Genomic DNA, 21,217 nt, shown 5'->3' with positions numbered 1-21,217 from the left:
AGCGCGCGTCTGATAGCAGTGACACATAACCCGCCCCACGAGGCGGGTTTTTTTATGTCCGCTTGCAGCCTGCCTCCTGGTGAACTCTCCGATGATTCGTCCTTGCCGCACAGGAGCTTGCCTTGTCGTTACACCAATTCAAACAGGTGGCCGTTACCGCCGATAGCGTCGCGCTTCGTCACGACTACCTGAAGAAAACCCTGACCGCGCGCGTGTACGACGTGGCCCGCGAGACCGAACTCGAACGCGCGCCGAATCTGTCGGCACGTCTGCGCAATCCGGTCTATCTGAAGCGCGAGGACAACCAGCCGGTGTTCTCGTTCAAGGTGCGCGGCGCGTACAACAAGATGGCGCATATTCCTTCTGAAGCGCTGGAGCGCGGGGTGATTACGGCGTCGGCGGGCAATCATGCGCAGGGCGTAGCGTTGTCGGCGGCGCGCATGGGCGTGAAGGCGATCATCGTGGTGCCGGTCACCACGCCGCAAGTGAAGGTCGATGCCGTGCGCGCGCACGGCGGTCCGACCGTCGAAGTGGTGCAGTTCGGCGAGTCGTATAGCGATGCGTATGAGCACGCAGTCGAACTGCAGGAAGAACGCGGCCTGACCTTCGTGCATCCGTTCGACGATCCGTATGTGATCGCCGGACAGGGCACCGTCGCAATGGAGATTCTCAGCCAGCACCAGGGGCCGATTCACGCGATCTTCGTGCCGATCGGCGGCGGTGGACTGGCGGCGGGCGTGGCCGCGTACGTCAAATCGGTGCGCCCGGAGATCAAGGTGATCGGTGTGCAGACCGATGATTCGTGCGCGATGGCCGCGTCTCTGAAGGCCGGTGAGCGTGTCACCCTGAACGAAGTCGGTCTGTTCTCGGACGGCACGGCTGTGAAGCTGGTCGGTGAAGAAACCTTCCGCCTGTGCAGCGAATATCTTGACGACGTGCTGCTCGTGAATACCGACGCGCTATGCGCCGCGATCAAGGACGTCTTCCAGGATACCCGCAGCGTGCTCGAACCCGCTGGCTCGCTGGCCGTGGCCGGCGCGAAGCAGTATGCGGAGCGCGAAGGCATCGAGAACCAGACGCTGATCGCAATCACGTCGGGGGCGAACATGAACTTCGACCGCATGCGCTTCGTGGCCGAACGCGCCGAAGTCGGCGAAGCGCGCGAAGCAGTGTTCGCCGTGACAATCCCCGAAGAGCGCGGCAGTTTCCGCCGCTTCTGCGAACTGGTCGGCACGCGCAGCGTCACCGAATTCAATTACCGGATTGCGGATGCGAACTCCGCCCATATCTTCGTGGGCGTGCAGATCAGGAATCGCAGCGAGTCGGCGCAGATCGCGGGCGCGTTTGAGGCGCACGGCTTCGCCACCGTCGATCTGACGTTCGATGAACTCTCCAAGCAGCACATCCGCTACATGGTCGGCGGCCGATCGCCTCTGGCACATGACGAACGTCTGTTCCGTTTCGAGTTTCCCGAGCGGCCGGGTGCGCTGATGAAATTCCTTTCGTCGATGGCGCCGAACTGGAATATCAGCCTGTTCCACTATCGCAACCAGGGCGCGGACTACAGCTCGATTCTGGTCGGCATTCAGGTGCCCGAGAGCGAGAACGAGGCGTTCACCCTGTTCCTCGCCACGCTCGGCTATCCGAACTGGGAAGAGACGCAAAATCCGGTCTACCGACTGTTTTTGGCGTCGTAATTTAGCTCGGGGTTTACCTTGATCTGGCGAAACGCTGCGCGAAAGGTGAGCCGTCGAGCGAATGGGCCACAAGCCTCGTCTGGACGGCGTTAAGGCTCAATTCCGCCTACCGGCGGCATGCGGCTGATCAAAGCTTCTATCTCTAAATTAAATACCGTCTATCCACCATATCGCGTTGCGCGATACCGTGCGTGATCGTCAAACTGAGTGCAAATCTAATGTCGCATTCAGGAGACGACTCATGCGTACTCAAGTTGGCATCATCGGTGCCGGGCCTGCGGGCCTGCTGCTTTCCCATCTTCTCCATCTGCGCGGCATCGACTCCGTCGTGCTCGAGTCGCGCAGCCGCGATCAGATCGAATCCACCATCCGCGCCGGGGTGCTCGAACAAGGCACGATGGATCTGCTGACCGAAGCCGGTGTCGGCGCACGGATGAAAGCGGAAGGCGCACTGCATCACGGCTTTGAACTCGCTTTCGAAGGCAAGCGGCGCCGCATCGATCTGACCGGACTCACGGGGCATTCGATTACGGTCTACGCACAGCACGAAGTGATCAAGGATCTCGTCGCGGCGCGTGTGTCCGACGACGGCAAGCTGCGCTTCGGCGTCTCGGAGACGTCGATTAACGGCATCGATACCGATAAGCCATCGATCCGTTATCGTCAGGATGGCGAAGCTTATGAATTGCAGTGCGACTTCGTGATCGGCTGCGACGGTTCGCAAGGCGTGTCGCGCGCAGCGATTCCGCAGGCGTTGCGCAAGGATTTCGAACGTGTGTACCCGTTCGGTTGGTTCGGTATCCTGTGCGAAGGGCCGCCGTCGTCGGACGAATTGATCTACGCGCGTCACGAGCGCGGTTTCGCGCTGATCAGCACGCGCTCGCCGAACGTGCAGCGCATGTATTTCCAGTGCGATCCGAAGGATTCCGTCGAGAACTGGTCCGACGACCGCATCTGGGCGGAACTGCATGCACGAGTCGACTCGCACGACGGTCAGAAGATTGTCGACGGCAAGATTTTTCAGAAGAACATTGTCGGCATGCGCAGTTTCGTATCGAACACCATGCAACATGGCCGGCTGTTTCTCGCGGGCGACGCGGCGCATATCGTGCCGCCCACCGGCGCGAAAGGAATGAATCTGGCGGTAGCCGATGTGCGCGTGCTGACCGAGGCGCTGAATGCGTTCTACGTGGAGAATCGCGCGGATCTGCTCGACAGCTACAGCGCGACAGCGCTCAAACGCATCTGGCGCGCCGAGCATTTCTCGTACTGGATGACCAGCATGATGCACCGTATCGAAGGGGCATCGCCTTTCGAACAGCAGCTTCAGGTGGCCGAGCTCGAATACGTGACGACGTCGCGCGCGGCGGCCACGGCAATGGCTGAAAACTACGTCGGCATCGCGGGCGCGCAGGCGTGAGCGGGCAGGGCGCGCATTGAGTCATGTGCGGAGTGGCGTGCCTGTCATTTGCGCGGGCTGAACATCGCGGCGGCTTCTCGCTGAAAGACCAGCCGGTCGACGGATACGCTAATCTCGCGATACGTCACGCTTGGGGGAATTGACCTGGCCGGATTCGACGCAGGTGAAGATCTTCGAAAACTATTCATAGGGACGCACCTCGCGCTGTCATTTTGCCAGGGTAAGCTGTGCCTTCGGTGCGTTCTCAAAATAGGGGCAGAGGTCGATGCGGCGTGTGATATTCAACCAGAAGGGCGGTGTGGGCAAATCGACCATCGTATGCAACCTGGCGGCTATCAACGCCAGCGAGAACTTGCGCACGCTGGTCATCGATCTGGACCCGCAAGGCAACTCGAGTCAGTATCTTCTTGGCAAGCAGGCCAGCGATCTCAAGCCCAACGTCGCGGACTTCTTCGAAACGGCCTTGAGTTTCAGTTTCAGGCCGACGCCTGTCTCGACGTTCATTCACCCCACGCCTTTCGAGAATCTCGATGTGATGCCTTCGCATCCCGACCTCGACACGCTGCACGGCAAGCTCGAGTCGCGCTACAAGATCTACAAGCTGCGTGACGCGCTGAACGAACTGGACGAGTACGACGCGATCTACATCGACACGCCGCCGGCGCTGAATTTCTATACGCGCTCCGCACTGATCGCAGTGGAACGCTGCCTGATTCCGTTCGATTGCGACGACTTCTCCCGTCGCGCGCTTTACACGCTGCTCGACAACGTCAAGGAGATTCAGCAGGATCACAACGCAGGGCTCGAAGTCGAGGGAATCGTGATCAACCAGTTTCAGCCGCGCGCGACTCTGCCGCTTCAACTGGTCGAGGAACTGATCAGCGAAGGCTTGCCTGTGTTGGAGTCGCGGCTGTCGACGTCCGTGAAGATTCGCGAGTCGCACCAGTACGCGAAGCCGATGATTCACTTCGATCCCCGTCACAAGCTCGCTCAGGAATTTGTGGCGTTGCATCGGGAATTGATTGGATAGCGAACGCCGCGGGTTGTGAATGTGATAATCCGCCACGTTCTCTAGCTAACGAGGTATGGCAATGCAGGTCTACGGCAGACGCAATTCGATCAACGTGCAGAAAGTGCTGTGGTGTCTCGCTGAACTGGGTTTCGAAGAAGGCCGGGAGTTTTCGCGGATCGACGCGGGACTGGAGTACGGTGTGATCGACACGCCGCAATATCGTGCGCTCAATCCGAATGGCCTGGTGCCGACGCTCGTCGACGGAGAGAGCGTGTTGTGGGAGTCGAATACGATTGTCCGTTATCTGGCCGCGAAATATGACGCGCAGACGCTCTTGCCTTCCGAACCGGCTGCCCGTGCCGACGTCGAGCGCTGGATGGACTGGCAGCTCGGTACGCTGTGGGCGACGTTGCGGGTCACGTTCCTGGGATTGACGCGCGTGCCGGAGGCGCAACGCGACTACGACGCCATCACGCGATCGTATCGTGAAGCAACGCGGCTTCTGGGCATCGTCGACGCGATCCTCGAAAAACACGACTTTCTCGCGCAGGATCGCTTTACCGTGGCCGATATCGGCGTCGGCCTCGCGGCGCATCGCTGGGTGCAACTGACTGAACGGTTTCCGGATACGCTGGGGGCGCAGCAGCCGTTGCCTTCGCTGGATCGATGGCTGCGGGCGATCAAGGCGAGGCCGGCGTTTTCCGCGGCGGTCGCTTCGTAAGTAGCTATCTGGCCGACGAATTGTGACGCGTGGTTCGCCGCCGGTCACCGGCATCAAACTCCCTTCAAGACGGGCGCACGTGCAGGCTTCTGTGCCCACACTCATTCCACCTCCGCCTTGATCGCCAAATAACCTGATCATTGCCGCCGGAATCCGAACCCGGCCGCCTCCCTGCGTCGTCTCCTTCCATTCCCCACTGACTCCGGGTCAACCCGCATTGCCAGGGCATGCTCTCGCGCCTATCTTTCTACATCATACGTATGACTTAGAGAGTATATCGTGGCAACCTTGCACAGGCAGGTCCTGAACCAGATGGGCGAGCAGATCTGTTCAGGCAAGTTCATGCCCGGCGACATTCTTCCCGCCGAGCCCGTGCTTGCCGAGCAGATGCAGGTAAGCCGCATCACTATCCGCGAGACGATGAAGTCGCTGTCCGCCAAGGGCATGCTTCAGGTGCGCCGCCGCTATGGGACGGTCGTGCTGCCGCGTTCGCAATGGCAGTTGTTCGACCCGGACGTGATCACGTGGCGGGCTCGGGCGGGCGCAGTCGAGCCGGGCCTCGTCGAAGATCTGATGGAGTTGCGCCTGATCATCGAGCCGAACGCGGCGCGGCTCGCCGCGAAACGCGCGACCGCGGAAGACCGCGTCGCGGTCCGGCGCGCGTTCAAGCTGATGGAGCGCGCGGTCGCCGGGCATGGCGAATACGTTCCCGCCGACCTGGCGTTTCACGGCGCCATTCTCACGGCCTGCCACAACCAGTTTGTCCAGCAGATGCAGAACGCGCTGTCGGCGATCCTGCGTACCAGCTTCGAACTCAGCTCGGAGATCGAGGGTGGGCCCGCCCGTTCGCTGCCCATGCACGAGGCGCTGTGCGTCGCGATCGAGCAGGGCGACCCCGTGGCGGCGGAGCAAGCGGTGCTGACGCTGATCCAGCGCGCCGAGCAGGACTTCGAGGACCGCGCCGCGCTCGATCGCAGGGCTAACGAGAAGCCCGTTTGACGAGTCGCCTTAGCCACGCAACACGGCCATGCGAGGCGTCCTATTAGGCGGACCGTCGAGCAGCGGCGCCGTTGCATCCCCAACCCATTTGTCGCGACTGTCATGACGGCACGCGAGGGGCGCACTCGCGCCTTGTTATCGAACATCGAGAGGACACGTGCATGACACAGCTATTCGATTTGAGCGGGCGCACGGCGCTCATCACCGGCTCGGCGCGCGGCATCGGCTTCGCGTTGGCAGAAGGTCTCGCTGACGCCGGCGCCGGCGTGGTCCTGAACGGCACGCGCGCCGATACCGTGGCTGAAGCTGTCGAGCGGCTCCGCGCGAAAGGCTTGAACGCTCAAGGCCGCGCGTTCGACGTGACCGACGAAGCCGCCGTCGCCGAAGCCTTCGCGCAATGGGACAAGGACGGCGTGCAGATCGACATCTTGATCAACAACGCCGGCATCCAGTTTCGCAAACCGCTCGTCGATCTGGAACTGCGCGACTGGCAGCGTGTGATCGACACCAACCTCACGAGTGCATTCATTGTCGCGAAGCAGGCTGCGCGCCGCATGATCGCGCGCGGCACGGGCGGCAAGATCATCAACATCGGTTCGCTGACGAGCGAGGCCGGGCGCGCGACGGTCGGCGCCTATACGGCGGCGAAAGGCGGCATCAAGATGCTGACCCGCGCCATGAGCGCCGAGTGGGGGGGCGCGAACATTCAGGCCAATGCGATCGGTCCGGGCTACATCCTGACCGATATGAACAAGCCGCTGATCGAAAACGCCGCGTTCGATGCGTGGGTCAAGAGCGGCAATCCTTCGCAACGCTGGGGCAAGCCTGAAGAACTGGTCGGCACGGCGGTGTACCTGGCGTCGCCGGCATCAAGCTATGTGAACGGCCAGATCATTTACGTGGACGGCGGCTGGCTGGCCGTGCTGTAAAGACAGATTCGCGCGGGCAGAGCACAACAAAAACACCGCGTTCGCCAGATAGTAAGTATGCCGTACCGATCCGGAGACATCATGGAAAGCGTCAAAGCCATAGCGCCCCAAAGATGGTGGTATCTGATGCCCATCATCTTCATCACCTATAGCCTTGCCTATCTCGATCGCGCGAACTACGGCTTCGCCGCCGCAGCGGGCATCGATCGCGATCTCGGTATCACGCACGGCACGTCGTCGCTGATCGGTTCGTTGTTCTTTCTCGGTTACTGCCTGTTTCAGGTGCCCGGCGCGATCTACGCGCAGCGCAATAGCGTGAAGAAGCTGATCTTTTTCAGCCTGATTCTCTGGGGGCTGTGCGCGGCGGCCACCGGCTTGGTCAGCAACATTCCGATGCTGATGGTGCTGCGCTTTGTGCTCGGCGTGGTGGAGGCGGCCGTCATGCCGTCGATGCTGATGTACATCAGCCGCTGGTTCACCAGGAGTGAACGCTCGCGTGCCAATACTTTCCTGATTCTCGGCAATCCGGTGACGGTGTTGTGGATGTCGGTGGTGTCGGGCTATCTGGTGCGCAGCTTCGGCTGGCGTGAAATGTTTGTTATCGAAGGTGTGCCGGCGCTCATCTGGGCGGTCGTGTGGTGGTTCACGGTAAAGGACCGCCCGGCCGACGCGATCGGTCTGATCAACGCGTGCGGCGCGCTCGGTGCGTTCGCCGGTTCGTGGGTGGTGGGCTATCTGAACGGCGCGACCGGCAGCCCGGCGGCTTCCTATATTTTCATGGCGGGCGGCCTGCTGTCGTCTGTGATCCTGATGATGACCGTGCCGGCGAATTCCCAAGAACATGCGAAGCGCGAAGCATCGCTGTCGCTACAGCGCACGCAACAGTAGTCGATCGAATTCATTGGCTGAGACCTGGCAGATAGAGCATGGCAACCCTGATTACCGATGTAAAAGTCATCCTGACCGCGCCGGAAGGCATCAACCTCATCGTCGTCAAGGTGGAGACGAACCAGCCCGGTCTGTATGGCCTCGGATGCGCGACTTTCGCTTACCGGCATGTGGCGGTGCAGTGTCTGATCGAGGAATATCTGCGACCGCTGCTGATCGGCCGCGATGCGGACGCGATCGAGGAACTCTGGCAACTGATGCATCAGAACGCGTACTGGCGCAACGGACCGATCGAGAACAATGCGATCTCCGGTGTCGACATGGCGCTGTGGGACATCAAGGGCAAACTGGCGAACATGCCGCTCTACCAGCTGTTCGGCGGCAAGTGCCGCGAAGGCGTGCCGATCTATCGCCACGCGGATGGCCGCGATCTGACCGAATTGTGCGAGAACATCCAGAAGTATCGCGAGCAGGGCATCACGCACATTCGCTGTCAGAGCGGCGGCTATGGCGGAGCCGGTTTCGGCAAGGCACCGGCGAGCGCGCCGCAAGGCGCGGCGGACGGCGTCTATCTCGACAGCCGTAAATACATGCGCGACACGCTCAAACTGTTTGACGGCATTCGCAGCAAGATCGGTTTCGACGTCGCGCTGTGTCACGACGTGCATGAACGTTTGAAGCCGGTCGAAGCGATCCGCTTTGCGTGCGAACTGGAGCGGTACGAACTGTTCTTTCTCGAAGACGCGATCGCGCTGGAGGAGGGAGAATGGATGCGTCAGTTGCGCGCCAAAACGACCACGCCGCTGGCGCAGGGCGAGCTATTCAACAACCCGTACGAATGGCGCTTCCTGATTACCGAGCGTCTGATCGACTTTATCCGCGTGCATCTCAGCCAGATCGGCGGGATTACCGCGGGACGCAAGCTGCAGATATTTGCCGAGCAATTCGGCGTTCGAACGGCATGGCACGGCCCCGGTGACATGTCGCCGTTGGCGCATGCGGCGAATATTCATATCGATCTGGCCGCGCGCAATTTCGGCGTCCAGGAATGGTCGGGCATCGAGCCGCCGAATTTCGTGATCCAGGATCTGAAGGGTCCGCGAGCAGCGCTGCTCGATGTGTTCCCCGGCCTGCCCGAGTTCAGGCGGGGTCACGTCTACGCCAACGACAAGCCGGGTCTCGGTGTCGATATCGACGAAGCGGAGGCCGCGAAATATCCCTGCGAAAATAGCGTAACGACGTGGACCCAAACGCGCCTGAAAGACGGCACGCTGCAAACGCCGTGAAATCCCCACTTTGACGTAATGGTGTGCATGGACCCTGGTTTGGCAACAGGATTCGTGCGTGGACGCGCTCAACGTTGCGCCGCAAAACGCAACTATGCGGGCGATGCAGAACAGTCTCTCCACTGCTGCACGACAAACGGCGAATTCCGAGCAAATGAATTTGAAAATCACTCGCTGAACAGCCGTTTTTCATTGTAGTGGCAGCAGCAACAGTGAATTCAGGATTGGCGGATTTATCCCGCCGCGCTGGCCACCTACACTCGATGTACCGCTGCAACGATAGCCCTTGCCGCAGCGCGTAGAAAGACAATCTCTGGAGGTGGTTTCATGAAGTCGCTCATTCAAGCCGTTGCGATCGCCGTTGTTCTTGCCGCGCCGGTAGCTTCGTTCGCTCAGTCGTCCAATGAACCTGTATCGCAAGGCGCGCAAACGCAAGCCTCGGGTCATCAAGACCCGGCTCAGGCCGGCAACAGCGGATATGGTTCAGCCAGCGCAGGCACGTGGCAGGCAGGTCAAGGCAGCGATACGACGGTTAGCTCCTACTCGCCGCCGATTCACAACGCGCGTTAAGCATTTCACGAAGCGCGCGGCGAGCCCATCACCGCGCGCGAAACTGAATCTCTTCTTTTATGGCGCGCGCAACAGAGTCATCTCGTTGTGCAGCAGCGCCAGCAAATCATCATCGCTAGGCCGCGTGCCCCAATGCCGCGCGCCCGCTACCGACGCAATTGCGATCCACGAGTGAGGTGGAAACCATTCGCGCAAGAGTGTGCCGTTCTGACGCAAACACAATTGGCCGGTCTGTTCGCTGTATTCGGCGCAGATCAGCGTGTCGTCGATGCGCGCGGTGACTCGTCGTGGATCGCTGCGTAGCAAGTCGTCGCTCCTGCAGAACGTGTGACGCGAATGCGTGCGCGGCACGGCCGCGTCATCGACGCGGCCGCGGCTTTTGCATCAATGATCGCCGTGGCCATGGCCGTGATCGTGATCATCGCCATGGCCGTGATCGTCGCCATGACCATGCCAGCCGTTGTCGTGACCGCGCCAGTCGCCGTGCGGACCGCGCGCTTCATACCAATCGCGTCCGCCGTGATGACGCTCTTCCCATTCGCGCCGTTCCCAGTAGCGGTGACCGTCGTAATACCGTTCGCCGTACCAGCCCGGACTCACCACGACCACCGGCGGAGCCGGAGCGTAGACCGGCGGTGGCGGGGCATACACGGGTTCGGGCGCATAAACGACGCCTGGAACGCCGATGTTCACGCCCACATCGACGTGGGCCAGCGCGACCGACGACGCACCGATTCCGAGACCCGCGACGATCGCCATGGACAGCCAGCGGTTTTGTGATTGCTTCATATTTTAGTTCCGGCCTCTACGATGATGAGTGGAAAGTCTTGCGCGTGTCGTGCTCAATAACGATCGTGATAGTGGTTGTGGTAGCCGCCTTCCGGAACCACGATGCAGCCGCCCAATGCACTGCCGAGCGTGACGGCCAGAATGACCAGCGCGAAAATTCTTTTCATGACATTGCTCCCGTTTCCTTGTGACCCGAACTCTACTGAGCCGCGGCATTACCGGTGTGTTTGTGTGTAACAGGACGTGTCGATTGCGATATATGCGGGCAACCCGTGCGTCGCGTGAATAGCGTGCGTCGAGACGCAATGAGCAGAGGGGGCTCAGCGCGCAGTCTGACGCGCAAGCCATTGAACGCATTGTGGAAAGGTCGGCATGGCCGGGCGTTTCGCGTTTGCCGCGCTTCGAACCGCGCGTGTATCGACGGCCATTGGCTATGCCGCGGCGCATGTCGTAACGGCTATGCCGTGCGGATACATTCGGTTGCAGACTGCACTGTGCAGACCCGCGTTCTCGGCCGATTTATCGGACCAGCAGTGCGCACCTGTGCGTTGGCGCGATACCCGAGCCTCGATAGCAAACATGAGCGACAGCATCGTGACGATACCGGCGCCATCGCGTCCACGCGCGATCCTCATTCCGTCGAGTGTGATAAGGACATGAAAAACAAGTGTTTTACGCGGGCCGCCGGGACTGGTTAGATCGCTGGATGGGCTGACCGTCAGCCACTTCAGTTCGATCGCAATCTTGCGGTCAGCGCTGAGCTTTCTCGTCCTCAATCGTCCTCACACCGGGAGTGGCATAGCATGTCGAATCTGAGTCTCGCGACGTCCAACGCACTGGACATTCATCCCGTCACTGGCCGCATCGGCGCGGAAATTCGCGGCGTGCGGCTGTCGAGCCAACTCGAAGTGGCCACCGTCGAAGCGATTCGCGCGGCGCTGGTACGTCACAAGGTGATATTTTTCCGCGGCCAGACACACTTGCAGGACGCCGATCAGGAAGGCTTCGCCAGGCTGCTCGGCGAGCCGGTTTCGCATCCCACGGTGCCGGTGGTGGACGGCACGGACTATCTGCTCGAACTCGACTCACATCGCGGTGGCCGCGCCAATTCATGGCACACGGACGTGACGTTCGTCGACGCTTATCCGCAGGCGTCGATCCTGCGTGGCGTGACGATTCCGGAGGTGGGTGGCGACACGGTGTGGGCCAACACGGCCACGGCTTACGACGATCTGCCGCCGCCGCTCAAAGCGCTCGCCGATCAGCTCTGGGCCGTGCACAGCAACGATTACGACTACGCGAATCACACCAGCGTCGGCGAGCGTGGCCGCGATGCCGAGGCGATCAGACGTCACCGCGAGGCGTTCGTCTCGACGCGTTACGAGACCGAGCATCCGGTCGTGCGCGTGCATCCGGAATCCGGCGAAAAGACGCTGATTCTCGGGCACTTCGTGAAGAGTTTCGTGGGTCTCGCGCCGAGCGCGTCCGCGCATCTGCTGGAACTGCTGCAAGGTTACGTGACGCGTCTCGAGAACGTCGTGCGCTGGCGCTGGCAGGCCGGCGACGTCGCGATCTGGGACAACCGCGCGACCCAGCACTACGCGGTCAACGACTACGGCGACGCGCACCGCGTGGTGCGTCGCGTGACGCTGAAGGGCGATGTGCCTGTGAGTGTGGACGGCCGCCGCAGTTTCACGCGCAGCGTGCAGCCGAATCCGACGGCCAAGGCGGCCTGACGGCCCGTCGATCTAACGTTCAGCCCGGCTCGGCGGCGATCTGTTGCGGCGCGGCCGCTTGCCGATAACCGAGCCGCGCCGAGATCGCGAGGCCCGCCTTCCTGAGCAGCGCGACATAGTGCGACTTCGTGTCGGCGCCGCAGCGCATGGTCGGAAACGAAATCGACAGGCCGGCGATCACGCGGCCGAAGCGGTCGAACACCGGCACCGCGAGGCACCGCAGACCTTCTTCCTGTTCCTCGTTGTCCTCGCCGTAACCTTGCTCGCGCACGTGCGGCAGAATGTTCAGCACGGCCTCGGCGGAGGAGAGCGTCTTCTGCGTCGACTTGCGGAATTCGACGTGCGAGAGCACTTCGCGCGCATCGGCCGGATCCATCCACGCCAGCAGCACCTTGCCGATCGCCGTGCTGTGCAACGGATTGCGCCGGCCAATGCGCGACTGCATGCGCAGCCCGTAGTCGGCATCGATCTTGTGAATGTAGATGATGGCGTCTTCGTCGAACGCGCCGAGATGCACCGCCTCGCGCGTCGCTTCACCGATGCGGCGCATTTCCACGTCCGCCTCGCGCACCAGATCGACACTTTCCAACGCCTTCGCGCCGAGTTCGAACAGGCGGATGGTCAGCCGGTAGCGCTCCGTTTCCGCTTCCTGCGTGACGTAGCCGAGCGCTTTTAGCGTCTGGATCACGCGGTGCACGGTGGTCTTCGACATGCCGAGCCGCTGCGACAGTTCGCTGATGCCGATCTGTCCGCTGTCGCCAATCGCGCCGAGAATCGCGAAGACGCGGCCGATCGACGAGGCCGATTCGCCCTTGTCGCCGCAGTCGGCGTTCTCCGCGTCTTGCGCTTGTGGGGCGCCGTCGTCCTTGCGCTGTTTGCCTGCTGATGCCATTTCCGTCTTCCCTGTCTATCCGTTCCAGTGCCGTTCCCGCAAGTCGCTGCTATTTTCCCGGCGCATGCGCCCGCGCGGCGGCCGGGAGCATACCGCATCCTGCGCCCGCTGCCGGGTCAGCGAGCGAGCCAGCCGCCGTCCACTGCCAGTGTATGCCCATGCACGTAGTCCGAAGCCGCCGACGCGAGGAATACCACCGGCCCCGCGAGATCGTCGGGCGTGCCCCAGCGGGCGACGGGGATGCGGCTCAGAATCTCGTCGTTGCGCTGTGCGTCGTCGCGCAGCGCGGCCGTGTTCGCGGTCGCCATGTAGCCCGGCGCGATCGCATTGACGTTGATGCCTTGCGCGGCCCATTCGTTCGCGAGCAGCCGCGTGAGACCAAGCACGCCGCTTTTCGACGCCGTGTATGACGCAACGCGGATGCCGCCCTGAAACGACAGCATCGACGCGACGTTGATGATCTTGCCGCCGCTTTGCTGCTTCACGAATTGCCGCGCGGCAGCCTGCGAGAGAAAGAACAGGCTCTTCAGATTGACGTCCACCACGGCGTCCCAGTCGGCTTCGGTGAAATCGAGCGCGTCTTCGCGGCGAATGATGCCGGCGTTGTTCACCAGCACGTCGATGCGGCCGAACGCTTCCACAGCGGCGCGCACGATGTCCTCGACCGGCGCGATCGAGCCGAGGTCGGCGCGCACGTCCGCGAAACGTCGTCCGCAGGCTTGCACACGCGCGGCGGTGTCGCCGGCGTCGGCGCGGCTCACGCCGACGATGTCGCAACCGGCCGCGGCAAGCGCGACCGCCATGCCGGCGCCGAGCCCCGTATTGCTGCCGGTGACGATGGCGACGCGGCCGCTGAGATCAAAGGGATTCACGGTGTTAGAGCCCATGTCGCGCGGTCGTGGTTGCTGATGTGAAAAGGGCGATCCATCAACGCAAATCCCGCACCGCGATGTGATCCATATCGCTGAACACCTGGTTTTCGCCGACCATGCCCCAGATGAACGTGTACGCCCGCGTGCCGACGCCGGAGTGAATCGACCAGCTCGGCGAGATCACCGCCTGTTCGTTGTGCACGAGAATATGCCGCGTCTCGTTCGGCTCGCCCATCATGTGAAAAACGGCGGCGTCGTCGGCGACGTTGAAGTAGAAATACACCTCCATGCGGCGTTCGTGCGTATGGCACGGCATGGTATTCCACAGGCTGCCCGGTTCGAGTTTCGTCATGCCCATGGAAAGCTGGCAGGTGGGCAGCACTTCGGGAACGATGAACTTGTAGATGGTGCGGCGGTTGCTCGTGGCGGGGTCGCCGAGCGTTTGCGGCGAGGCTTGCGCGAGCGAGATGGTGCGGGTCGGATACGACGTGTGAGCGGGCGCGCAGTTCAGATAGAACTTCGCCGGGCGCGCGGCGTCGTCGCTGCCGAAGGCGATGGACTGCGTGCCCTGGCCGATGTAGATCGCCTCTTCATTGCGCACCTCGTGGCGCGTGCCGTCCACGTCGACCCAGCCGTCGCCGCCGATATTGATCGCGCCGAGTTCGCGCCGCTCCAGCAGATAGCTCACGCCTATAGCCTTGCCGACGGAACCGGGCACCTCGACCGCGCGCGCCACCGGCATCGCGCCGCCGACGATGATCCGGTCGATATGGCTATAGGTCAGCTTCAGCGCATCGCGCTCAAACACCTGATCGACCAGAAATGCCTTGCGCAGCCCCTCGGTATCCAGCGTCTTCGCGTATTCGCTGTTGATGGCCTGTCTCACTTCCATTGTTCCGTCTCCGCTGGGGTTGTGGGCTCGACTGTAGCGCAGAAATACAGTTTCGGAACAGCGGTCCGAAAATATTGCGATGCCGCATTATGACTGGCAAGGCTTCGAGAGAACGCACGGGTAAACGATGAGCTAGATTTATCAAGGAAACGGAACAGCGTTCCTTTCGCGGTGCTATATTGCGCCGAAAGGGAGCAGCCCGGCGCGAGAGCGGGACATTACCCAGGGTGAATTACCCGATAACTGGACGCGAAGTCCATGGAGGAGGCATGAAGCTCAAGAAGGCCATCGACCGCATTCCTGGCGGCCTGATGTTGGTGCCGTTGCTGCTCGGCGCCTGCGTCCACACATTTGCGCCAGGCGCGGGCAAATACTTCGGCTCGTTCACCAATGGCTTGATCTCCGGCACCGTGCCCATTCTGGCGGTGTGGTTCTTCTGCATGGGCGCGACCATCGATCTGCGGGCGACCGGCACGGTGCTGCGCAAGTCCGGCACGCTGCTGGTGACGAAAATGCTCGTGGCGTGGATCGCGACCATCATCGCCTCGCACTTCATTCCAATCGACGGCGTCAAGGCCGGACTGTTCGCCGGCCTCTCGGTGCTGGCGATCACGACGCCGATGGACATGACGAACGGCGGTCTCTACGCGGCCGTGATGCAGCAATACGGCACCAAGGAAGAGGCGGGCGCGTTCGTGCTGATGTCGATCGAATCCGGCCCGCTCGTCAGCATGATCATTCTCGGCGCAACCGGTGTGGCGTTCTTCGAGCCGCGCCTGTTCGTCGGCGCGGTATTGCCGTTTCTGGTCGGCTTCACGCTGGGTAACCTGGATGGCGAGCTGCGCGAGTTCTTCGGCCGTTGCGTGCATCCGCTGATTCCGTTCTTCGGCTTTGCGCTCGGTAACGGCATCGACCTCAGCGTGATCGTGAAGAGCGGCTTGCCGGGCATCGTGCTGGGTCTCGGCGTGATCGTCGTGACGGGCATTCCGCTGATTCTCGCGGACCGCTGGATCGCGGGCGGCAATGGCGCGGCGGGACTGGCGGCTTCGTCGACGGCAGGGGCCGCGGTGGCGAATCCGGCGATCATCGGCGAGATGATACCGAGCTTCAAGCCGCTGGTGCCGGCCGCGACGGCGATGGTCGCAACGGCCTGTCTGGTGACTGCGATTCTGGTGCCGATCCTCACGGCGATGTGGGTACGCCGGCATCATGCGCGCGATGCGTTACGCGAGGAGTTCGCAAGGGCAGCGGCTGGCAACGCGCCGCCCCTGAATGAACGGGACGTCCATGTGTAGCGTAGCAAAAGCGGCTCGCTTTCGCTCTAGTCGAGAAGCGTAAGCGGGCCGCGCGCTGGTGGCTTTGTTATCGCGCCAGCTTTGCTCCGCGCGTGTTCCCGCTGAAGGAGTCGCAGTTCCACGGTCTTGCCGGTCAGCGTGGGTTGCATGAGTCCTGAAGTCGTATCGTTCATGACAATAAAAAAAGTCCGCGAGCAACGACTCGCGGACCCGGTACGGTGGTGTAAAAACAGGCGGCGATAACGCCGCCTGGTTCCGCCTTAAACCGACATCACCGATACCGCCTTGGTGACCAGATAGCCTTCCATCGCTTCCGGACCGCCTTCCGAACCGTAGCCCGAATCCTTCACGCCGCCGAACGGCATTTCCGGCGACGGCGTGGCCGGCTGGTTGATCCACAGCATGCCGACTTCCAGTTGCTGCGACAGCAGATGCACGTTGGTGAACGACTTCGTGAACGCGTAACCGGCCAGACCGTATGGCAGACGGTTGGCTTCGGCGATTGCTTCCTCGAGCTTGTCGAAGCCGCGGATCGCGGCGATCGGGCCGAACGGCTCGTTATTGAACACGTCCGATTCGAGCGACACGTTGGTCAGCACGGTCGGCGCAAAGAAATTGCCTTCCGAGCCCACGCGCTCGCCACCCGTCTCGACCTTGGCGCCCGTCTTGCGCGCGTCGTCGAGCACCTTGCTCATCGCCGTCAGACGACGTGCGTTGGCGAGCGGGCCGAGTGTGGTGCCTTCGGCGAGGCCGTCGCCCAGCTTGAGGCCTTCAGCATGCTTCACCAGCGCCGCGGCGAATTCTTCGCGAATGCTGTTGTGCACCAGGAAGCGCGTCGGCGAGATGCAGACCTGGCCGGCATTGCGGAACTTCGCGCCGCCCGCGGCCTTCACGGCGAGCGCCACGTCGGCGTCTTCGGCCACGATCACCGGCGCGTGACCGCCGAGTTCCATGGTGGCGCGCTTCATATGCGCGCCGGCCAGTGCCGCCAGTTGCTTGCCGACCGGCGTCGAGCCGGTGAACGTCACCTTGCGGATCACCGGATGCGGGATCAGGTAGCCCGAAATTTCAGCGGGATCGCCGAACACCAGGCCGACCGTGCCCGCCGGCACACCGGCTTCGACGAAAGCCTGCAGCAGTGCGGCCGGCGACGCCGGGGTTTCTTCCGGCGCCTTGACGAGGAACGAGCAGCCGCATGCGAGCGCCGCGCTCAGCTTGCGCACGACCTGGTTGACCGGAAAATTCCACGGCGTGAAGGCGGCGACCGGGCCGATCGGTTCCTTCAGCACCAGTTGCTGCGCCGCGAGGTTGCGCGACGGCACGATGCGGCCGTAGACACGGCGGCCTTCGTCGGCGAACCATTCGATGATGTCCGCGGCCGCCAGCACTTCGACGCGTGCTTCGGCAAATGGCTTGCCTTGCTCCAGCGTCATCAGGCGGCCGATGTCCGAGGCCCGCTCGCGCACCAGCGCGGCGGCTTTGCGCATGGTCGTGGCGCGCTCGTTGGCCGGCACCTTGCGCCAGGCTTCGAAGCCGCGTTGCGCGGCGGCCAGCGCGCGGTCCAGATCGGCGATGCCGGCATGCGCCACTTTGCCGATGGCCTTGCCGGTAGCAGGATTGATGACGTCGAGGGTCTTGCCGCTGGCGGCGTCGCACCACTCGCCGTTGATCAGAAGTCGGGTATCGGTGTAGTTCGAGGTTGCCATGCTGAAGTTCCTATGTAGGGGAAAACGACAAGGCCGCGCGGTCGTGAAATATTGGGCTGAACCTGCGCGGGCCCTGGATGGACTGCCGATAACCAGACAGTTTATCTGATTGCATCGAATCGCACCGGCGGGCCGCCGGCTATGGCGCGCGGCACGCGTCTTGCGACGGCGTTGTCGCGGCGTCGAAAAAACGGGCAAAGCAACGCCGCGCAAAGAAGCGTAGAGTCGAGCGGCGGAGGCAGAATCCGGCGCACCCGCGGCGGCGGGCGAAGCTCGGCGAAAGCAGCCCAATCAACCCAGATGCACAGAGGAATCGACATGCCAACCGGTACAGTGAAATGGTTTAACGACGCGAAAGGTTTTGGTTTTATCACCCCCGACGACGGCGGCGAAGATCTGTTCGCGCACTTCTCGGAGATTCGTTCCGAAGGTTTCAAGTCCTTGCAGGAAAACCAGAAGGTCAGCTTTGAAATCAAGCAGGGGCCGAAAGGCAAGCAGGCGGCGGATATCAAGCCGGTCTGAGGTCATGGCCGGTGCACACGCGCAATGCGTGCGCGCCGGCCATCATGGCGCGTCACCCACACATAAAAAAGCGCCTCGTTCACACGCGTGACATGAAGCGCGGCGAGCGGGATCGCCCGCACGATCCTCTCTAGCACATCTAATCCGACGCCTGTTTCGAAGCACATGAAACAGCGCCGCCGGCATCGTCAGCGGCCATATTTTCCTTAAGGTTTCCTTCAGCTTTGCTCCGTAGTATTTGCGCGACTCCCGCCTCCCGGCGGGCAATAGTTCCGATAGTTTGTCGACAGAGAACTGAAAGCGCCAACTCAAGGCTTGCTGGAGCATCCATGAAAACCCTGTTCTTGCAGGCGCCGTCGTATGACGGCTTCGATGGTGGCGCGGGTTCGCGCTATCAGGCCAAGCGTGAAGTCCGCTCGTTCTGGTATCCGACGTGGCTCGCGCAGCCCGCGGCACTCGTGCCCGATAGCCGCGTGCTCGACGCGCCCGCCGACGGCGTTTCGGTCGAGGCCACGCTCGACATCGCGCAGCACTACGATCTGGTGGTGATCCACACCAGCACGCCGTCCTTTCCCACCGACGCGCTATTCGCCGAAGACCTGAAAAAGCGCAAGCCGTCGCTGCTGATCGGCATGGTCGGCGCCAAGGTGGCGGTCGATCCGCACAATTCGCTGACCGCGAGCGAAGCGATCGATTTCGTATGCCGCGAGGAATTCGACTTCACCTGCCAGGAAGTCGCCGAGGGCAAACCGCTCGCGCAGATCAAAGGCCTCAGCTACCGCAACCGCGACGGTTCGATCGAGCACAACGAAGCGCGCCCGATTCTCGAAGACATGGACGAACTGCCGTTCGTGGCGCCCGTGTACAAGCGCGATCTGAAGATCGAAAACTATTTCATCGGCTATCTGAAGCATCCGTACGTATCGATCTACACGGGCCGCGGCTGCCGTTCGAAATGCACCTTCTGTCTATGGCCGCAAACCGTGGGCGGGCATCGCTACCGCACGCGTTCGGTCGAGAACGTGCTGGAAGAAGTGAAGTGGATTCGCGACAACATGCCTGAAGTCAAGGAGATCATGTTCGACGACGACACCTTCACCGACTTCAAGCCGCGCGTCGAGGAAATCGCTCGCGGCCTCGGCAAGCTCGGCGTGACGTGGTCGTGCAATGCCAAGGCGAACGTGCCCTACGCGACGCTCAAAATCATGAAGGAAAATGGCCTGCGCCTGCTGCTGGTTGGCTACGAATCCGGCGACGACCAGATCCTGCTGAACATCAAGAAGGGCTTGCGCACCGACATCGCGCGCCGTTTCAGTGACGATTGCCGCAAGCTCGGCATCAAGATTCACGGCACCTTCATTCTCGGCTTGCCGGGCGAAACGCAGGACACGATCCAGAAGACGATCGAGTACGCCAAGGAAATCAATCCGCACACGATCCAGGTGTCGCTCGCCGCGCCGTATCCGGGCACGACGCTCTACAACCAGGCGGTCGAGAACGGCTGGCTCGAAGAGAACAAGGTGATCAATCTCGTGAGCAAGGAGGGCGTGCAGCTCGCGGCGATCGGCTATCCGCATCTGTCGCGCGAGGAGATCTACCATCAGCTCGAAAACTTCTATAAGCGTTTCTATTTCCGCCCGTCGAAGATCTGGGAAATCCTGCGTGAAATGCTGACGAGCTGGGACATGATGAAACGGCGCTTGCGCGAGGGCGTCGAATTCTTCCGTTTCCTGCGCGCCCACGAGGCGTGAGCGCCGCGCACCTGCTCGCCGTCACGCTGGCCTATGCGTGCGCGGCGTGCGCGGTTTTCGGCGTCGGCTATACCGTGCTCGCCGGTGCGTTGATCGGACGGTTCTTCGCGCGGGCGGTATCCGAGCCGACTGCCTTTCCGCCGGTCACGATCGTCAAGCCGCTGCACGGCAACGAGTGGGCGTTGCTCGCCAATCTGTCGAGCTTCTGCCGCCAGGATTATCCCGGACCCGTGCAATTCCTGTTCGGCGTTCACGACTCCGCCGACCCCGCGCTGCAAACCGTCGACGACCTGCGCCGCCTCTATCCCGACGCGGACATCACCGTCGTGGCCGACGCGCGCCTGTACGGCCCGAACCGCAAGATCAGCAACATCCTCAACATGCTGCCGCAAGCGCGGCATGACGTGCTCGTGTTCGCCGACAGCGACGTCAGCGTTGGTCCGGACTATCTGCGCAATGTGATCGGCGAGCTGGAGATGCCGGGCGTAGGTCTCGTCACCTGCGCGTATCGCGGACAGCCCGATCCCGGCTTCTGGCCGCGCCTGTCGGCCAAGGCAACCAACTATCAGTTCCTGCCGGGTGTCGTGACCGGTCTCGCGCTCGGGCTTGCGCGCCCGTGCTTCGGGCAGACCATCGTGATGCGCCGCGATACGCTCGAAAAAATCGGTGGCTTTACGCCGTTCGTGCGGCATCTGGCCGAGGATCATGCGATCGGCGAGGCGGTGCGACTGCTCGGAGAGAAGGTGGTGATTCCGCCGTTCACGATCTCGCATGCGTGCGTCGAATCGAGCGCGGCGCAACTCATCGCGCATGAACTGCGCTGGAGCCGCACCATTCGCCGCATCGATCCGCTCGGCCATCTAGGCTCCGCTCTGGTTCATCCGTTCGCGTTCGCGTTGCTCGCGGTGCTGTGCTCGGCCGGCGCGTGGTGGGCGTGGTCGCTCGCGCTCGCCGCCATGAGCGCGCGGCTCGCCTTGAAACTGCTGTCGGATCGCGCGTTGAAGCAGGCGTATCGCGACCTGTGGCTGCTGCCGTTCTGGGATATCGTATCGTTTGCGATTTTCGTCGCGAGCTTCTGGTCTTCGCGCGTGATCTGGCGAGGCATCAGCTTCAAGGTGGACGGCGACGGCCTGTTGTCGGCGGCCCAGGACGAATGAACGGCGGTACGGATCGGCAATGATGCAGAAGGTTTTTAAAGCAGTGGCTAAAAGCAGGGCAACGCGCCTGAAGCGCGCGCACG

General features: G+C 62.2%; 20 protein-coding genes. 14 read left to right on the top strand and 6 right to left on the bottom strand.

Annotation, left to right across the window (positions count from 1 at the left end; genetic code table 11):
• Positions 1–122: 122 nt before the first annotated feature.
• The 9 genes from ilvA to B0G71_RS10970 all read left to right on the top strand — a co-directional run bounded on the left by ilvA (position 123) and on the right by B0G71_RS10970 (position 9,522).
• On the top strand, positions 123–1,697 hold the full coding sequence (ilvA, locus tag B0G71_RS11010) for a threonine ammonia-lyase, biosynthetic (protein ID WP_181916753.1): 1,575 nt from the start codon (positions 123–125) through the stop codon (positions 1,695–1,697).
• 241 nt (positions 1,698–1,938) lie between these two features.
• Positions 1,939–3,117 (top strand): 4-hydroxybenzoate 3-monooxygenase, encoded by a 1,179-nt coding sequence (locus B0G71_RS11005; RefSeq protein WP_116141726.1) that lies wholly within the window; start codon positions 1,939–1,941, stop codon positions 3,115–3,117.
• Positions 3,118–3,382: 265 nt separating this feature from the next.
• Positions 3,383–4,147 (top strand): ParA family protein, encoded by a 765-nt coding sequence (locus tag B0G71_RS11000; RefSeq protein ID WP_116141724.1) that lies wholly within the window; start codon positions 3,383–3,385, stop codon positions 4,145–4,147.
• 55 nt (positions 4,148–4,202) lie between these two features.
• Positions 4,203–4,850: a glutathione S-transferase family protein gene (locus B0G71_RS10995; RefSeq protein ID WP_258875551.1), complete on the top strand. Its 648-nt coding sequence runs from the start codon at positions 4,203–4,205 to the stop codon at positions 4,848–4,850.
• Between the two features lie 279 nt (positions 4,851–5,129).
• Positions 5,130–5,849, top strand: a complete 720-nt coding sequence (locus tag B0G71_RS10990) for a FadR/GntR family transcriptional regulator (protein ID WP_116141720.1) — start codon at positions 5,130–5,132, stop codon at positions 5,847–5,849.
• A gap of 161 nt (positions 5,850–6,010) precedes the next feature.
• Positions 6,011–6,778: an SDR family oxidoreductase gene (locus tag B0G71_RS10985; RefSeq protein WP_116141718.1), complete on the top strand. Its 768-nt coding sequence runs from the start codon at positions 6,011–6,013 to the stop codon at positions 6,776–6,778.
• Between the two features lie 81 nt (positions 6,779–6,859).
• Positions 6,860–7,666, top strand: coding sequence for an MFS transporter (locus tag B0G71_RS10980; RefSeq protein WP_116141716.1), 807 nt, complete (start codon positions 6,860–6,862; stop codon positions 7,664–7,666).
• Positions 7,667–7,704: 38 nt separating this feature from the next.
• The gene (locus B0G71_RS10975; RefSeq protein WP_116141715.1) at positions 7,705–8,952 is read left to right on the top strand and encodes an enolase C-terminal domain-like protein; all 1,248 of its coding nucleotides are present in this window, start codon (positions 7,705–7,707) and stop codon (positions 8,950–8,952) included.
• A 327-nt stretch (positions 8,953–9,279) separates the two neighbouring features.
• A complete protein-coding gene (locus tag B0G71_RS10970; protein WP_116117125.1) occupies positions 9,280–9,522 on the top strand; it encodes a hypothetical protein in 243 nt (80 codons plus the stop codon).
• A 57-nt stretch (positions 9,523–9,579) separates the two neighbouring features.
• Here the strand turns inward: B0G71_RS10970 and B0G71_RS10965 are convergent, their stop codons facing one another.
• Together B0G71_RS10965 and B0G71_RS10960 are read right to left on the bottom strand one after the other, a co-directional pair.
• On the bottom strand, positions 9,580–9,828 hold the full coding sequence (locus B0G71_RS10965) for a hypothetical protein (protein WP_106284393.1): 249 nt from the start codon (positions 9,826–9,828) through the stop codon (positions 9,580–9,582).
• A gap of 78 nt (positions 9,829–9,906) precedes the next feature.
• Positions 9,907–10,311 (bottom strand): hypothetical protein, encoded by a 405-nt coding sequence (locus B0G71_RS10960; protein ID WP_106284323.1) that lies wholly within the window; start codon positions 10,309–10,311, stop codon positions 9,907–9,909.
• Between the two features lie 803 nt (positions 10,312–11,114).
• Here B0G71_RS10960 and B0G71_RS10955 point away from each other — a divergent pair.
• Positions 11,115–12,047 carry a TauD/TfdA family dioxygenase gene (locus B0G71_RS10955; protein WP_116141713.1) on the top strand — a complete coding sequence of 311 codons (933 nt, stop codon included), beginning with the start codon at positions 11,115–11,117 and terminating at the stop codon, positions 12,045–12,047.
• A gap of 19 nt (positions 12,048–12,066) precedes the next feature.
• Here the strand turns inward: B0G71_RS10955 and kdgR are convergent, their stop codons facing one another.
• The 3 genes from kdgR to kduI form a co-directional block, all read right to left on the bottom strand.
• Entirely contained in the window at positions 12,067–12,939 is an 873-nt protein-coding gene (gene kdgR / locus B0G71_RS10950) for a DNA-binding transcriptional regulator KdgR (protein WP_116141711.1), read from the bottom strand.
• Between the two features lie 116 nt (positions 12,940–13,055).
• Positions 13,056–13,826 (bottom strand): 2-dehydro-3-deoxy-D-gluconate 5-dehydrogenase KduD, encoded by a 771-nt coding sequence (kduD, locus tag B0G71_RS10945; protein ID WP_116141710.1) that lies wholly within the window; start codon positions 13,824–13,826, stop codon positions 13,056–13,058.
• Between the two features lie 40 nt (positions 13,827–13,866).
• Positions 13,867–14,703: a 5-dehydro-4-deoxy-D-glucuronate isomerase gene (kduI, locus tag B0G71_RS10940; protein WP_116141708.1), complete on the bottom strand. Its 837-nt coding sequence runs from the start codon at positions 14,701–14,703 to the stop codon at positions 13,867–13,869.
• Between the two features lie 269 nt (positions 14,704–14,972).
• On the opposite strand from kduI, the gene kdgT reads away from it, so the two are divergent.
• Positions 14,973–15,998, top strand: coding sequence for a 2-keto-3-deoxygluconate transporter (kdgT, locus tag B0G71_RS10935; protein ID WP_116141706.1), 1,026 nt, complete (start codon positions 14,973–14,975; stop codon positions 15,996–15,998).
• A gap of 260 nt (positions 15,999–16,258) precedes the next feature.
• On the opposite strand, the gene B0G71_RS10925 is transcribed toward kdgT, so the two are convergent.
• Complete coding sequence (locus B0G71_RS10925; RefSeq protein ID WP_116117117.1) at positions 16,259–17,704, bottom strand: NAD-dependent succinate-semialdehyde dehydrogenase; 1,446 nt, start codon at positions 17,702–17,704, stop codon at positions 16,259–16,261.
• 318 nt (positions 17,705–18,022) lie between these two features.
• Here B0G71_RS10925 and B0G71_RS10920 point away from each other — a divergent pair, with 318 nt between their 5' ends.
• The 3 genes from B0G71_RS10920 to hpnI all read left to right on the top strand — a co-directional run bounded on the left by B0G71_RS10920 (position 18,023) and on the right by hpnI (position 21,134).
• A complete protein-coding gene (locus tag B0G71_RS10920) occupies positions 18,023–18,226 on the top strand; it encodes a cold-shock protein (RefSeq protein WP_007181784.1) in 204 nt (67 codons plus the stop codon).
• A gap of 329 nt (positions 18,227–18,555) precedes the next feature.
• The gene (gene hpnJ / locus B0G71_RS10915; RefSeq protein ID WP_116141704.1) at positions 18,556–19,977 is read left to right on the top strand and encodes a hopanoid biosynthesis associated radical SAM protein HpnJ; all 1,422 of its coding nucleotides are present in this window, start codon (positions 18,556–18,558) and stop codon (positions 19,975–19,977) included.
• Positions 19,974–21,134 (top strand): bacteriohopanetetrol glucosamine biosynthesis glycosyltransferase HpnI, encoded by a 1,161-nt coding sequence (gene hpnI / locus B0G71_RS10910; RefSeq protein ID WP_116141702.1) that lies wholly within the window; start codon positions 19,974–19,976, stop codon positions 21,132–21,134. Before hpnJ ends, hpnI begins: the two co-directional genes overlap by 4 nt.
• Positions 21,135–21,217: the final 83 nt, after the last annotated feature.

This window comes from Paraburkholderia sp. BL27I4N3 (genome assembly GCF_003386115.1).
Lineage (GTDB): Bacteria > Pseudomonadota > Gammaproteobacteria > Burkholderiales > Burkholderiaceae > Paraburkholderia.
This window is presented reverse-complemented; position numbering and strand designations above follow the sequence as displayed.